Here is a 13,853-nt window from a genome sequence, read left to right on the forward strand (position 1 = left end):
TGTCTGAATTGATCTCTTTCTCGTAGGTCCAGGTATTGACTTGATTGACTATCTTGGGAGGCTTCTTAATTTTGCCTTTGCTTTTATAATAGGTGCAGTTGTCGTCTAAAACAGATTTATTCTGATCGAAGGATTATCATGATGCACTGATTTCAGAAGAGAATGAGGCACGAAGCCATTGGCGACACGCCAATTCAAGAGCGGAAAGCTTGTCCGGATCGCCGCTAAGCGAATACACTAATTTATGAATTTGCTGCGCTTCTTGATAAATAGACTTGGGCCTAGAAAGATTGCGATTAATAACACTTTTATCGTGTCTCCTATGATAATTTAAAGGCCTTGAGTGAAACGCAATTGTTCCAAGTTGTGCCAGCCGAATATATGTTATCCAGTCTGCTGAATACCTATATGAAAGCAACTCTGGCCAATCAATATCGATTAGCTTCTCTCTCGAGAGCAGGCAGGCACTTGAGTTTGGAATCACATTTGTAACACCCAAGAGATTTAAAATAAAATCATTACCGCCAAGCACAAAGTCAGATTTAAATATTTGGCCATCTATGCCAGCAATGCCAGCAAAGTAATCAAAATACGTGGAGCCAACCCTCCCCAACGCATCAGACATATAGCTTTGGCAATAGATAATTGAAAGGTTTAAGGCGCTATTCAAGGATGCCGCACTTGCCAACTCTTGAACTAAGATTGGTTCGCAATAATCATCTGCTTCGGCAAGCCAAACATACTGGTAGCTGGCCGAATCGATACCTTTCTTCCACTGGGCAGCAACTGAGCCTGTATTGGCCTCATTCGCAAGTATTTTAACGGCAATATCAGCATCGATTAATATGCTTGTTGCATAGTCTAAGCTACCGTCTCGCGAGCAGTCATCCAGGAAGATAATTTCATCAACGGCCTTAGTCTGTGCAAGAACAGAAGAAAGCCTGCCACCTAAATACCTTTTATAATTATAATTTGGTATGATAGCCGATACTGTGATGGGATTCCCAGTAACAGATAAGGGCTTGGCGCTAAATGAGTGCGAATAGTTTAGAAGGTTTTCAAGATAAAAAACATAGTCAAAATTAGAGCGTGCAAATTTGTGGTTATCTTCAAAGGCTAATCCATCATCAAGTCGCCTCTTGATATACAGAATTGCTTCACTCATCAACCTCTCATTCATATACGGCACAAGCAATCCTCTTTCTTCATTATCGAGTAGCTCTACAAATCCACCCGCCCCCTCAAATCCGATCACAGGTAGGCCTGCATCGAATGCTTCCATTACGACGCTTGGCAGCGGATCTTCTCGACTCGTAAGGAGAAAGATATCACTGGATAGATAGTGCTCAAATGGGAGTGGAAGATTGCCGGTGATAATGATTCTTTCTTCCAGTCCCATATTTGTGATATCCGAGCGAATATAAGATTCGATCGATGGGTCGAGCCTGCCCACCCAAACAAACCTTGCTTGACCAATTTGAGAAATAATATTCTGCGCAACACGAATAAACACATCTATACCTTTGCGGAAATCGGCAAATCCACAGGCCATAACAACAAGATCGTCATTTCCAAATCCAAGCTTTGTTCGAAGCTCGCGCCGCACCGTATGTTTGTTTTGATAGCTCTCGTTGAAATTAATTCCCTGTGGCAATACTCTTGAATATGATAGAGCAAGCTTGAATTCTTTTTTTATTTTATCCCTTACATAATTAGTAGAAAAAACAATATCATCGGAATGCGACGCAATTTCGTAGAGGTTCTCTTCTAGCTGATAGGACCGAATCAGGCTTGGAAGCTCATGAATCAAATTCGAAACTTTAAACCCATTATCTTTAAGAAACTTGGTGTGTAAGCCCGTAACTATAGTATTGAGAATTGCATGGCCATAGCCTCTAGCCCTGAGTTCTTGAAGAAGAGCTGACAGCTGTGCTTGATCTTTTGAAAAGCCTTCGCTAAGCACTGTTGTTGGTGCTAGCTTCTTATACGCATCGACCAATTCACCGCCATTCAAGAGGACTACATAGACTTTATTTCCCATCTTCTTGGTCAGATTTCTGACCATGCTTAGAAGGTTGATTTGTGCGCCATGCATGTGTGCATCATGGCCAAATACAACAATATTGTGCTGCCCGCGCTGGCCAATTCCTCCCATGGGGAGTCCGTTTTTATAAGACGTGAACGGCTCAATCCATTTAGCTTGTTGGCTAGCCTCAAGAGTCGCATTGAGCAGAGCATAGCCAAAATGCTGATCTGGCTCAAGTGTGCAACCTTCTGCCCACTCATTCCAGGCATTAATAAAGACGAAGCTTTCACTGTATGGGTTCAGATCGTCTCGTGAACAATAGTCGATGCATGATATAAGCCAATCTTGGTATGCCTTAACTGAAAAATTGGCGTAGATGTGCGCAGTTTCCATGCGCCTTGCGGTATTATCCCAGGCGAGCATGCAGCCCTTGTAAAGTAGATATGGTTCTTTCGGCCTGATTGAGCCACATTGTGAGTAGAATTGATAATCACGGATTTCACCTGAGAAGCTAGGATCTACACCAAGCTGTTGCCTCTCCTCTTCGCTGAGCTCTCGGCAGTAGGTCAAACCTTGGTGCTTATGGGGAACACAATGGGGTGGGAACTCAACAGCGGCATCGAACCCCCAGGGCGTGGGATCATCAAATCCGAAACTCTGTACGGCGCAGACGTGAAGTTCTCCTATGCCGGATGTTCGTGCAAATTCACGCCAGTCTTGAACAGTTTCCTCTGGGCTCTCTAGTTTTTGAGCACAGTAGATTAATAGTAAAGGCCGTCCGTCCACACGAATGTAGTTCTCATTCTTAAGCGCTGGCTCAAGATCACGAATAAATGCCTTGGTTCCTTCCAAGCTCTGGTTGGCCTCTACCAGCACCTCTCCAGACATCCCATCCCAGCTTCTCGTCCAGGTTTCGTTCACCCAGCAGATGCAAAACGGGAAAGGATCCGTCTGCCCGTCCATCAGCATCTCAAGGGGCTTCTCCAGCAGCTTCTTGCCGTTGAACCAGTAATAGTAGAAACAAAAACCATCAATGCCATATCGCCGTGCTAACTCAAACTGCTTATTCATCGTGGCTGGCACCCGAAGGTCGTAAAAACCCATCGGTCCCGGACGCCTCGGTTGCCAGTGCCCCGGGAAAAAGGGCTTGGCGCGCGACACGTTGGTCCATTCGGTAAAGCCCTCTCCCCACCACTCATCGTTTTCAGGAATCGGGTGAAACTGTGGCAGATAAAATGCCAGCTTCTTCACAGTGATTGGCCGTCTTGGCAGGATCCCCTTGTCGTAGACATCCCCTGCCGTGGAAGGCACATCGGCGATGGAAGCCGGTTCGGTAGAGGGCTTGTCTACGGGCGTAAATTCCTTTGCACTTATTCCCTCCTCACTGCGTAGGCGCAAGGCTTGGATGAACTGTTTTTCGACGGCACTGAGGCGGGGATAGTGGTGAGATTCCAGCGCTATATCAGTTTCAGCTTTGGCCGTTCGTGGTGAGCCAGTTTCGACTGCAAGCCATGCCTTGAGAATATGGGGCCATACTTCCGTGGGATGGCATAAGCCGAAAGCACTCACCAGAGCCTGGGCAGCATGAAGATCAGAGCCCTCAATCAACTGCTTCACCTCTGCCACCCAAAGGCTCAGATCTGCCGGGTTAGAGAGAACAGCCTGATTCGCTGATGCCACGTTCAACTTCATACGTATAAGCAAGGTTAGCTTGAAAATTCTGAGTGCCCCTACATCTCCAGCACCTGTCGCGCCACTTCTACTGGCAACGCCTGCCAGCGAGCCACAACCCGCAAAGAACTGCCTGAGCCCAATCGCTCCAGGCTCTCGGCTGGGATCGCCAGCAGCAGCCCTGGATCACCATCCCCAGCAAGCACCAGCCCCTCAGCTAGCACCCGGGTATGGGGATTAGCACCATGCCCCGGTAGATCAGCAGCTCCAACACCCCATTGCCAGAGGCTCTTCCCTGCTATGTCGCGCAGCTCCAGCTGTTGCAAGCTGATCAAGCCAGGCTGCTCGGCCAGATCCAGCCGCAGAGCCTTGGGTTGGGCCGCTGTGTTCGGCAGCACAAACACCACCTCAGCTTTGCTGCGCTCCATCACCACCGCGCGCCTTTGGGAATGCTCTTCGCAGAAGCCACCGCCGGCCCTCGGCTCCCAGAACAATTGCAGCATCGCCCGCTGCGATCCCAGACGTAGTAGCGCCTGCATCCGCTCCTGCAGCTCCAGCCTGGCCCGATCCAGCAGCTCCTGCCTTTCCATAGCATCCATCGACCCATCGCTTAGCGCCCGATACACAGCAGTAGCCAACTGCAGCAGGCCCCGGGTTCCCACGTCCGCAGCCACATCCAGCGGCTTGTTGGCGTGGTTGAGCTCTGGCCGGATCCAGGCGCCCTGCAGCCCAGCCAATAGTGGTTGCTCTGGCAATCCTGCCAATCGCTGGCAGCTGCTCACCACAGCCGCCGGATCCTTCAACAGGGCCTCGTAGCTCACCACCAGCCGTGGCTGCTCACGGCTGTGCAGTTCCGCCTCGAGGGTGTGGCTAACCCACAGCAACAGGGCCCGATCCAGCGGCAACTGATCCCTTCGCCACAAAGACGCCGCCACGGCTTCCGGCCGCCGCACCACCAGCAGCACCTGCACCACCAGGGCACGGCGCTGCAACAGCTCGCTCCACAGCGGCATCAGCCTGCATTGGCGGGGATCCTTCACCACGGCCACCCCATCGGCGGGGATGCCGGCGAAATCCTCAGCCAACGCCTCCTCCAGCTTATCGATCGCAGGCTCGATCGGATCTGGCAGCCAGGACAGTAGCGGCAGCAGCGGATCCTCCCAGCTGCTCTCACAGGAGGCGATCAACCCATCATGAAAGCGGCGAACATGGCGCGGTTCCCAAAACCCGGTTGGGTTGTTGACATCCCCAGGATCCGGGTTGGCCGGGGCGACAAAACCCGCCTGCCCTAGCAGACCCGCAAGCGCCGACGTGCCGGAGCGATGCATCCCAAGCACTAACAGCAGCCGGCGGGGCCCGTCAGCCCCCGGCAGAGGCATCCCGCCATTGGCTGCAAAGTGGCTCAGATCCAATCGCGCAGCGGTTTCTGCCAGGCCAGCCAGCGCCAGGGCTTCCCTGAGGCTCACCATCACCACCTGGCGTTTGGCAGCGACCAGGGCACCGCCACTGGCCCCCCGCTTCTGCGCCTGCAGAAACGCCAACGCAGCCTGCTGCTGCTGTTTGCCCTGCTCCGGCCCCGGCTCCATTGTGTGCAGCAAGGCCTGCCCGTAGCGCAGCCAGGCCCCAGCATCGGGACTCTCCAGTGGGTGGGCTTCAATCACCGCCTGCCAGTTCCCGCGCTGGAAGGCGTCCCGCGTCATCGCCAGCTTCTCTGCTGTGTTGCAACAGCCTAAAGGCATTGGCTCTGCTGAGCTTGTGGTGGCCAACCTGCAGGCGCATCGGAAATACGCTTGCTGCCTAAATAGTATTTTCGTACTAAGCCGTGATTTGTCTTGGGGATGCGATTTGCCGCTTTGAGGCACCGGAGCTCATAGCCGCAAGGCTCATGCGAAGCAGCAGCGGTGATCCACCGCTTTGATGATGTGTTCTGGCCGCGGAGCAGCGACACGGACGCACCCTGCCGGTGCACAGCGGCACAAGCTCAGGATCGGAGAGCGCTGCCTCAGCGCTGCGTTGTCCAGCCCAGAAGGGCGCCCATCTGCGTCGTCACACCATTGCCGTCGGCTGTCGACAAGGCGCCGAGTCTCTTGAGGATGAAGCGTTCATCCAGGCTGAAAAGCTTGAACCGCACTAGGCAGGGCTGGGGCAGGCCAGCCGCCTCAAGATCGTTGATCGGCCAGTCGAGAGGCCACTGTGATTGTTTCGCCGAAGTGACCATGGCCAGCAACAGATGGCCCGTGGAGCGTTGAAAGCTCGGATCCGAAAGGACAACTGCGGGCCGTCGTTTCTGAGATGTGCGGTCTGTGAACGGGAAGGGCACCAGCAACACGCCATGGCGTTCGATCGATATCACAGCTCGCCAAAGCACTCATCGTCTGCCGCGCTGCACCATTCCTGCAGATTGTCCTCCAGCCCCCGCAGGTAGGCCAGATCCAACGGAGCGATCGCCCGCACCCGCACCGAGCCATCCTCCAGCATCCAGCTCAGTTGATCACCCTGCCGCAGCCCAAGGGCCTCTCTCACGGCCTTGGGCACGGTCACCTGGCCCTTGGCCGTGAGCGTGGCCACCTCCACAGATCGCCCGGTTGCCCCCCCTATCTTTGCCACACCTTGACCAGTCGCAACCCCTTGCATCCTACGGGCAAGGCGTCCTTACGGTAAGGAGTCGCCTGCGGCAACCCAGGCCCTTCCCGTAGCCCAGCCAGGGCCAGGCATCCTGACTCTCCAGTGGGTGGGCTCCCATCACCCCCGCGCCAGCACCCGTGGAAACACGGAAGCGCGATTGATGGTACTGGCGTGCTATCGGCTCATCGGGCTTGGCTTGGGGTCGCTAAATTGATTGAAAGCGCATCTGCGGCATCACTATCGGCGCAGCAGCCCCTCCTCGATCGCCAGGCCCTTGCGACGCTGATCGCGGCTGTCCTGCTGATCCTGATCCCGTCTTTCACCAACGACTCCTATGGCGATCTCCCCCATTTCGGCGCCCTCGCCATCAATGACAAGATCGGAGTGGGTCTCCACGTTGCCGCTGTGGCGGCGGTGTTTGGCGACGTTGAACTGGCGACCCGTCTACGACATCGAGCAAGAAACCGAGAGGTTGAGGCAAGAGAACGCGCTGCTGAAAGAGAGCAACGCCAGAATCGCGCGCTTCGAGCAGGAGCTCTTTTCCTCCTCGAACCCAACTCCCTCTACCGGCGATTCCTCGCCTACATAGCCACAGAACTGGCGTCATAACCGTCAGCTCACCGACAGATCATTCAGCACCGCCAACAGCTCTCGCTGATCTTGCGGGTTCGCAGGCTTCACCAGGGGCCGGCCACCGATGCTGAGCAGCAGCCAGGGCGCCGGATCCATCCCTAGCTGCAGATCCCAACCATTCAGGCCTGGCCGCAGAGCCAGCTGCTGTGGCTCCCCTCCGGGCTCCAGCTGCACCTGCACGGCAGCTTCTGACTCCAGCAAGCCCTCCTCTGGCAAAAACAGCTGCAGGCGCAAGACTTCAGCCTGTCGCGCCTCCCCCAGCAGCTCCAGCACCAGCCGGCAGGGTGTTTCCAGCCAGCCATCGGCATGCAGGCCGCTGCTGCTGGCCAACACCCGCAGATCCTCCCGATCCCAACCCGGCAGCGCCGGCAACCGGGGCATCTCGCCCAGCGGTCGCTGCGGCAACTGGCTGGCCTCCGCCACCTGCAACCACCCCGGCGGGAGGGCCGCCCCCGCCGGCGGCTCCCCCACCAGCGCGATCGCGTTCAGCAGCGGCCCCACCAGATGCGCCACCAACCAATCCAGCGGCCACTGGGGCTCCAGCACCAGCGGCGCCCAGCCCCGTTGTTGGCAGATGGCGATCGCCTCTGCATTGGGCTGCAGCAGCAACGCCAGCGGTCGCCCCCGCAATGCCACATCTGCCGCCAGCAGCCAAGGCAGGCCCGCTGGGGGGTGCTGCGTATCCAGTTGCTGTTGCCAGCGTTGCTTCAGTTGCTCCAGGTTGCGGGTCTGGTGCTTTTTGAGGCCTTGTTCCGCTTGGCGTGAATGGCTCAGCCCTTCCAGGTGCAGGATCCTCGCCTGCGGTTGCACCAGCACTGCCTGGCCGGCCTCCGAGGCCCGCAGGCACAGGTCGGTGTCTTCGCAGTAGGCCGGTCGGTAGCGCTGATCGAAACCGCCCAGCTCGTTCCAGAGGCGGCGGCGGATCGCTAGCCCACAGCCGCTCACATAATCCGTCTGACGCTCATCGGCCAGGGCAAACCACTGCTCTGGCCCGAAGCCCCGGCCGTGGTTCCACACCTGGCCGCTCGCCCACACGATCCCCCCCACCTCCTGAGGCAGGCCATCGGCTCCCCAGAAGGCAGCCCCCACAACCCCGGCTTCCGGATGGCGCTGGAAGCTCTCCATCAGCCGATCCAGGGCGTGATCGCCCACCAGCGTGTCGTTGTTCAGCAACAGCAGCACCTCGCCACGGGCCTGTTGGGCGGCTGCGTTGCAGGTGTCGAGAAAGCCCTGGTTCCGCTCGCTGCGCCAGATCCGTAGCCAGGGCAGTTGCCGCCCCAGCTGGGTGGTGGCATCGCTGGAGGCGTCATCGGCCACGATCACCTCAAAGCGCGTGGTGTTGGCCGCCACCACAAGGCTGCGGAGGCCATTCAGCGTGATCGGCCAGTGGTTATGCACAGGAATCAGCACACTGATGGCCGGGGGCTCTGCGCTGTCTGCCGGCACCAGATCTGCCGGTGGAGGGAGTGCCTCCAATCCCCGCAGGGCCAGGCCGTAATACAGCGCTCGGAAGGCCCCTTCCGGATCGTGGGCCATGCAGCGCTGGGCATCGGCCCAGCCCGGTCCACCCGGCAGCAGGGCCGCCAGATCCAGATCGGCAACGTGCTCAAGGCGGCCCAGATCGGCCACGGCTGCACCGCCTTCTCCGATGCAGTGGGTCCAGTGGCGCAGCAGCGGTTGCCAGGCCAGCGGGTCGCGGGCCACCGCTAGCGCTGCGCTTCGATCACCAGCACCCCCGGCAGATCCGAACCGAGAATTCCATGTTTCCAGCTGGCCAGGTGGTGCATCACGACATCACTGAATCCGGCCGTTTGGAGTTGATCGATTAAATCCCAGCCCGGGATGCGGTAGACCAGCGATCCAGCCTCGGGTCGGATCGGATCTCCATGGAACTCGGCCTCGGTAAGCAGTTCGTCGTGGCCGCTCGCCTCATTGAAGCGGGCCTTGACAATCGAATCCTGCTGGCCAAAGGCCATGGGGCAGGTGGCGATCAGCCGCCCGCCGGGTCGCAACACCCGGGCCATCTCTCGGAAGGCCAGATCAAGATCCCTGACATGCTCAAACAGTTCATTGCAAAGGATTAGATCGAAGCTGGCATCCGAATAACTCAGGGCGCAGAGGTCTTCGTTGTGGATGTCAGCGAAGTTGTTTTCGGCGTCGTTGAGGAACTCACTGCAGGTGAGATGTTCATCCCCCAGGTGGCGTCTCATCCAGAGGGCAAAGCCGGTGAGAGCCTCCACCAGGTACACATCCAACTGGCCCAGAGCCTCCAGCGAACCGTAGCTCTGCTCCAGTACGCGCAGCACAGCCCGGTTGCGGCTCAGGAGCCCGTTGGCGATCAGCGATTCCCGGTAATTGGGGCCCTGGATTGTGATCGCTTCCGGCGGGATGTGTTCACCGCTCAAGGGCTCCAGGATCCCCAGGGCTTGGGTCACCTGGATGCAATCCTCGATCAGCCCCCCCTGCTGCAGGAGGCTCATCAGATTCGGCTGGAATTCCGCAAAGCTGGCGTAGGTGCGATGGAGTTCATGCAGGCTCAGCACCCCCTCGCTGGGCATCAGGGTCGAGCGCTCAGGAGCCTGTGCCATCAATTCCTGAGCTATGCCCGTCCACTTTAACGGGGCTCAGGCGCGAGGGATGTCCATGGAGTCAACCCTGCCGCCTCCAGAGGCAGCGCCCCACCCGTTCAATGTGAGCCAGCAGATCGGCGGGTAGCTCCCGCTGCAGAGCGAGATCCACCCTCCAGGGCAGCAGCAAATCCTCTACCCGGTCCATCACCCTGAGCAGATCGCCATGGCTGATCGATTCACCGGCCAGGCAGAGATCCACATCCGATCCAGGTTGGTGCCGTTCCATCGCTCTTGAGCCATACAGCCACACCTGATCCACGCTTGGCTGGTTGCGGAGCACATCCAGCAGCTTCTCTTCCGCCGCTGCGGGCAAGCCAGGAATCAGGGTCATGGGGGGGCTTCCTTAAGACGGAGCTTGAGCCGCTCCCTCAGCTGCTGATAGCTAAGGAGGTAGGAGCCTTGGATGTGACCGATGATCTCCAATGCGGTGCTGCTGTTGTAGGTATGTCTCGTGATGTTGCGGTCTTGAATCATCAACATCCAGGCCTCCCCATCGCCGATCAGCCCAAGCCGGAAGGCTTCCCGCAGCGTGTCTCTGGAGCCAAGTAGATCGGCATTGCCTTCGCTGCGCAACAGATCCCTGAGGCTCCCGTTCGTTGAGCTCGGGCGGCTCGAAGAACGATTCAAGCTGCTCTAGGGCCCGGCAGAAATTGGAGTAGCGCTGCTGCCAGCGCACATCTTGTTCGACCATGGATTGGCCTGGATGGAAGCCCTAGAGATCTCTGTTGCCAGATTATTCCTTATCGTTGGTCCAGGGATGGACTGATTTTGATGAATTCTTGACGAGGCCTAAGCGCACCGTGAATGTCCACGTGTCCAAAACCAACTTCTCCCTATGGATGGATGCGGCCCATCCAGGTGAGATGCCCCTTGAGCAGGCCGCCATCCAACGGCGTCAGGGGGTGCTACTTGAGCCTTCTTGAGCCGTGCCCTGCTGCACGACACCCATGCGCTGCTCTGGTGGCTGGCGGACTCGGATCGAGGAACGGCCCGCCCTGCTGGCCCATCAGGGTTTTGAGGTCCTGGCCTTGAGCCTGCGCCATGGCCTCAGGGCCGCGCCGCGCGGGCCACGGCGGCTTCGCAGTGGGCCAGCAGAGCTTCGAGGCGCCCCATCAGCACGGTCCGCTCCGCCGGTAAGGCGAACGGGCCCTCCTCGTAGCGCGCCTCCACGGCGAAAGGTTGCAGCTTGAGCAGTAATGGATCGAGGGCCAGCTCCGCCAAGGCGGCCAGATCCGCCAGTTCGTGGCTCCGGGGCGGACGCTGGTCGCGGAGCACGATCAGGGTCTTCAGCAGTTTCTCCACAGCCTGCTGGGCCGTGAAGCCCCAGTCTTCAGCCGGGCAACTTGGATCAAGGCCAAAGCTCAGGGTCAGCAGGTGACGCCGCACCAGCATCAGCAGCAAGGCAGCATCCTCAGCCGGAGACATAAAGCACCTGGCCCTCCCGGGCCACATCGCCGAGCACATGCCAGCGGGAGCCGGCGAGGCGGCCAGCATCCTCAAATCCGACCACCACCAGATCAACGCCACAGCCCAGCGGCCCGAGGGTCTGGCGGTAGGCGTACCACCGCTCCGCCTTCGTTGAGGAAGTCAGTGTTCCCTCGCGGCAGATCACGGCGAGATCGAGATCGGAATCCGGCCAGGCATCGCCCCTGCCGCGCGAGCCAAACGCCACCAGCGCCAGCACCCCGGGGGCCAGGGCCAGGCGCTGGAGGGCCTGCAGCAGTCGATCGGGATCGAGCCCGGGGCCAAGATCCAGATCGGCGGGCAACGGCCGGGGGGCTGCCCAGGGAAGCGTGCCAGCGGCGGCCACCATTGGTTTGAGCGCCCGATCTGTTCACAAGCTAGCGGCGCTGCCTTGGCGCACCACTTCAACGCACCACTTAGACGCTCCACAATGGCCCCATGAACCGTTCCGCCGATGGCCTTCCCGATGGGGCCCCCACCGACCATTTCGGTCGCTTGCAAAGCGACGACGCCCTTCGCCATGCCCGTGCGCTCCTTGACGCAATCCGTGCTGCGCTGGCCTGAGCCCGAGGAGATCCTGCGCCAGGTGGAAGGCTGGGCCGCTGAGCAGGCCGCTTCCATTCCCTCCCTGCAGCGGGTCGCGGTGTTTGGCAGCTACGGCCGGGGCAGCGCCGGTGTGGGCAGCGACCTCGACCTGCTGCTGATCGATGCGGCCGCCAGCGGCCCCCAGCACGAGCGTCTGCGGGGCTGGCCCCTGGAGCAGCTGCCCCTGAGCTGCGATGCCCTCGTGCTCACCCCCCGCGAGCATGCCGACCTGCTGGCAGAGGGATCCCGGTTTGCCCTTGAGCTGCAACGCGACGCCCGCTGGCTGTGGCCGCCGGCGCTCGCCTCCGAGGCGATCTGATTCAGCCCTGCAAATCGGCCAGCAGTCAATGCCGGCAGAGGGAGTTGATGCGTCTCCGTCGGAGCTGGATCATGAAGTCGTTCGAGCAACGTGGCTTTGCCGTCTCCGTACACCATCGTCACCGCCGCCCGCGACCGCAGCGCCCAGCTGCGCCGCACGGCCGCCTCGATCAGCCGCCATGGCACCCATGCTGAGCATCTGATCGTCGATTGGTCTTCGGATCCGCCGATCACGGCGGCCGATCTGCCCGCCGATGCCCGCCTGCGCCTGCTGCGGGTGGAGGGGGAGCAGCAGTGGTGGCTGAGCCGGGCCTACAACCACGGCTTTGGGCAGGCCCGTCATCCCTGGATCCTCAAGGCCGATGCCGATGCCCTTCTGGAGGAGCCGTTTTTTGCGGGCTTCGATCCGGCGGCCGCCACCCTGCAGATCCGTCAGCTGCCCGGGGGGCTGATGGGTCTGGAGGGCCCCAAGGGCGCGGCCAATCTCGACGACCTGGGGCTGTTCGCCGTCGAACGGCTCGCCTTGGTCGACGTTGGTGGTTTTAACCCCTACCTGTTGGGTTGGGGTTTCGATGACATCGACTTGTTCGAGCGGCTGTTCCTGCGCCCCGGAGCCACCTTGGCCCACCTGGCCCCGGCGGGGGTGAGCAGCCTGCCCCATGGGGTGGCCCTGCGCCTGGGGGCACCGGAGCAGCATCCAGAACCCACCTCCCCCTGGCTCAGGACCTGGGCCCGGCGCTGGCAGGTGCTACGCCAGCAGGCCCACTTGGAGGCCAACCGCACCATGGCGGCGCTCACGCGCTTCAGCCCCGCCGCCCCCGCCGCCAGGCTTGAGGCCTCCGCCTCTGTCTTGCACCGTCTGCCGCCGGCTGTGCTCCTGGAACGGCGCCGCGCCCTGCTGCGCGGCTGGCTGCGGCGGCTGATCGGCCGCCATGGGGCCGCCGTGGCCTCGGCCGTGCCCGCCGCCTGGCTTCCACGCCTGTTGCGCTGGCTGTCGATCAGCGATCTGCCCCGCCTTCCTGCAGCCGCACCACCGCACTGATGCGCTCGATCCAGTCCCGGCGCTCGGCCACGTAGGCCGAGGCCTCGCGGCGCAGGCGCACCCCCAGGTGCGGATGTTGGTGGCTGGGGCTGGCCTCAGGCTCCAGCGCTTGCACCAGCGCCAGCAGCGTGCCGGCCTGGTCGCTCACCAGGTCTTCCAGATCGAGGCTGTGCACCGGAGCGATCTCCCTTGTCCCCTGCTCCAGCCAGCTGAGATGGGCCTGATACTCGGCCATGGTCTGGGCGATGGCGCTCCGCTCGAGCAGTTGGCCGATCGGCAGCCCCTGGTGGGTGGTCACCAGCCCCAGATCGAAGGCGCCCGTGCAACGGGAAAAGTGCAGCGAGGCCATGGCCGCCACTTGATCCCGGCGCCGCAGCCGCACCACCAGCGCTGGCTCTGGCCGCAGGCCAAGGGCCTCAAGCGGTGAGGGGAAGTGTCTGCGCAGCACCTGCTTGAGCGACCCACGTCCCTGCTGGGCCTGCAGTTTCAAAGCGAAAAACGGCGTGCCCGTGAAGCTTGAGCGGGCCGAGCGCTCCTTCACCAGGGTTTGGAGCCAGGCCCGGGAGCCCACCTGACCGAAGCGTCCGAGGATCGAGCGGTAGAGCGGGTTGGGGTTGAGGTATTCGGTGGGCCTGCCGTAGCCCAGTGGCCACAGCAACCGGCAGAGGTGGAAGGAGCCGGAACGCGGGGGCGCCACCACCACCAGCAGACGCTTGGGTTCCTCGATCGCAGCCACCGTCGCTTGGGTGGGGGAGGAGGCATCGAACCAGGGCGACAGCAGCTCCAGCTCCCGCAGCGGCTCCCGCTCGATTCCATTGCCGTCGTTCATCAAAAAGCCACCCGCGAACGGGTGGCCGTG

General features: G+C 60.1%; 15 protein-coding genes. 4 read left to right on the top strand and 11 right to left on the bottom strand.

All coding sequences use genetic code 11. The annotated features are described in order from the left end of the window. Positions 1-136 precede the first annotated feature (136 nt). The 4 genes from KBZ13_RS13520 to KBZ13_RS13535 all read right to left on the bottom strand — a co-directional run bounded on the left by KBZ13_RS13520 (position 137) and on the right by KBZ13_RS13535 (position 6,265). Positions 137-3,718, bottom strand: a complete 3,582-nt coding sequence (locus tag KBZ13_RS13520) for a glycoside hydrolase family 99-like domain-containing protein (protein ID WP_255009989.1) — start codon at positions 3,716-3,718, stop codon at positions 137-139. Positions 3,719-3,756: 38 nt separating this feature from the next. Beyond that, positions 3,757-5,397, bottom strand: a complete 1,641-nt coding sequence (locus KBZ13_RS13525) for a sulfotransferase family protein (protein WP_255009991.1) — start codon at positions 5,395-5,397, stop codon at positions 3,757-3,759. A gap of 302 nt (positions 5,398-5,699) precedes the next feature. Further along, entirely contained in the window at positions 5,700-6,050 is a 351-nt protein-coding gene (locus KBZ13_RS13530) for a type II toxin-antitoxin system PemK/MazF family toxin (protein ID WP_255009993.1), read from the bottom strand. Continuing rightward, positions 6,047-6,265, bottom strand: a complete 219-nt coding sequence (locus KBZ13_RS13535) for an AbrB/MazE/SpoVT family DNA-binding domain-containing protein (RefSeq protein WP_255009995.1) — start codon at positions 6,263-6,265, stop codon at positions 6,047-6,049. The genes KBZ13_RS13530 and KBZ13_RS13535 overlap by 4 nt, the downstream gene beginning before the upstream one ends. Before the next feature lie 267 nt (positions 6,266-6,532). On the opposite strand from KBZ13_RS13535, the gene KBZ13_RS13540 reads away from it, so the two are divergent. Next, complete coding sequence (locus KBZ13_RS13540) at positions 6,533-6,931, top strand: hypothetical protein (protein WP_255009997.1); 399 nt, start codon at positions 6,533-6,535, stop codon at positions 6,929-6,931. Between the two features lie 3 nt (positions 6,932-6,934). Here KBZ13_RS13540 and KBZ13_RS15660 read toward each other — a convergent pair whose 3' ends face one another. From KBZ13_RS15660 to KBZ13_RS13575, 6 genes are all read right to left on the bottom strand, one after another. Continuing rightward, entirely contained in the window at positions 6,935-8,659 is a 1,725-nt protein-coding gene (locus KBZ13_RS15660) for a glycosyltransferase family 2 protein (protein WP_315859643.1), read from the bottom strand. Between the two features lie 2 nt (positions 8,660-8,661). After that, positions 8,662-9,543, bottom strand: a complete 882-nt coding sequence (locus tag KBZ13_RS13555) for a class I SAM-dependent methyltransferase (protein WP_255010000.1) — start codon at positions 9,541-9,543, stop codon at positions 8,662-8,664. 61 nt (positions 9,544-9,604) lie between these two features. Continuing rightward, the gene (locus tag KBZ13_RS13560; protein ID WP_255010002.1) at positions 9,605-9,916 is read right to left on the bottom strand and encodes a nucleotidyltransferase domain-containing protein; all 312 of its coding nucleotides are present in this window, start codon (positions 9,914-9,916) and stop codon (positions 9,605-9,607) included. Continuing rightward, on the bottom strand, positions 9,913-10,158 hold the full coding sequence (locus KBZ13_RS13565; protein WP_255010003.1) for an HI0074 family nucleotidyltransferase substrate-binding subunit: 246 nt from the start codon (positions 10,156-10,158) through the stop codon (positions 9,913-9,915). Before KBZ13_RS13565 ends, KBZ13_RS13560 begins: the two co-directional genes overlap by 4 nt. 474 nt (positions 10,159-10,632) lie before the next feature. Next, positions 10,633-10,977, bottom strand: a complete 345-nt coding sequence (locus KBZ13_RS13570; protein ID WP_255010093.1) for a HEPN domain-containing protein — start codon at positions 10,975-10,977, stop codon at positions 10,633-10,635. A gap of 19 nt (positions 10,978-10,996) precedes the next feature. Next, positions 10,997-11,398 carry a nucleotidyltransferase domain-containing protein gene (locus tag KBZ13_RS13575; protein WP_255010005.1) on the bottom strand — a complete coding sequence of 134 codons (402 nt, stop codon included), beginning with the start codon at positions 11,396-11,398 and terminating at the stop codon, positions 10,997-10,999. Positions 11,399-11,487: 89 nt separating this feature from the next. Here KBZ13_RS13575 and KBZ13_RS13580 point away from each other — a divergent pair, with 89 nt between their 5' ends. The 3 genes from KBZ13_RS13580 (at position 11,488) to KBZ13_RS13590 (ending at position 12,994) form a co-directional block, all read left to right on the top strand. After that, positions 11,488-11,613 carry a hypothetical protein gene (locus KBZ13_RS13580; RefSeq protein WP_255010006.1) on the top strand — a complete coding sequence of 42 codons (126 nt, stop codon included), beginning with the start codon at positions 11,488-11,490 and terminating at the stop codon, positions 11,611-11,613. After that, complete coding sequence (locus tag KBZ13_RS13585) at positions 11,576-11,953, top strand: nucleotidyltransferase domain-containing protein (RefSeq protein WP_255010095.1); 378 nt, start codon at positions 11,576-11,578, stop codon at positions 11,951-11,953. Before KBZ13_RS13580 ends, KBZ13_RS13585 begins: the two co-directional genes overlap by 38 nt. 90 nt (positions 11,954-12,043) lie before the next feature. Further along, positions 12,044-12,994 (top strand): glycosyltransferase family 2 protein, encoded by a 951-nt coding sequence (locus KBZ13_RS13590; protein ID WP_255010008.1) that lies wholly within the window; start codon positions 12,044-12,046, stop codon positions 12,992-12,994. On the opposite strand, the gene KBZ13_RS13595 is transcribed toward KBZ13_RS13590, so the two are convergent. Further along, complete coding sequence (locus tag KBZ13_RS13595; RefSeq protein WP_255010011.1) at positions 12,951-13,823, bottom strand: Stf0 sulfotransferase family protein; 873 nt, start codon at positions 13,821-13,823, stop codon at positions 12,951-12,953. The genes KBZ13_RS13590 and KBZ13_RS13595 overlap by 44 nt on opposite strands. Between the last annotated feature and the right edge of the window lie 30 nt (positions 13,824-13,853).

The organism is Cyanobium sp. ATX 6F1 (genome assembly GCF_024346315.1).
Classification (GTDB): Bacteria; Cyanobacteriota; Cyanobacteriia; order PCC-6307; family Cyanobiaceae; genus ATX-6F1.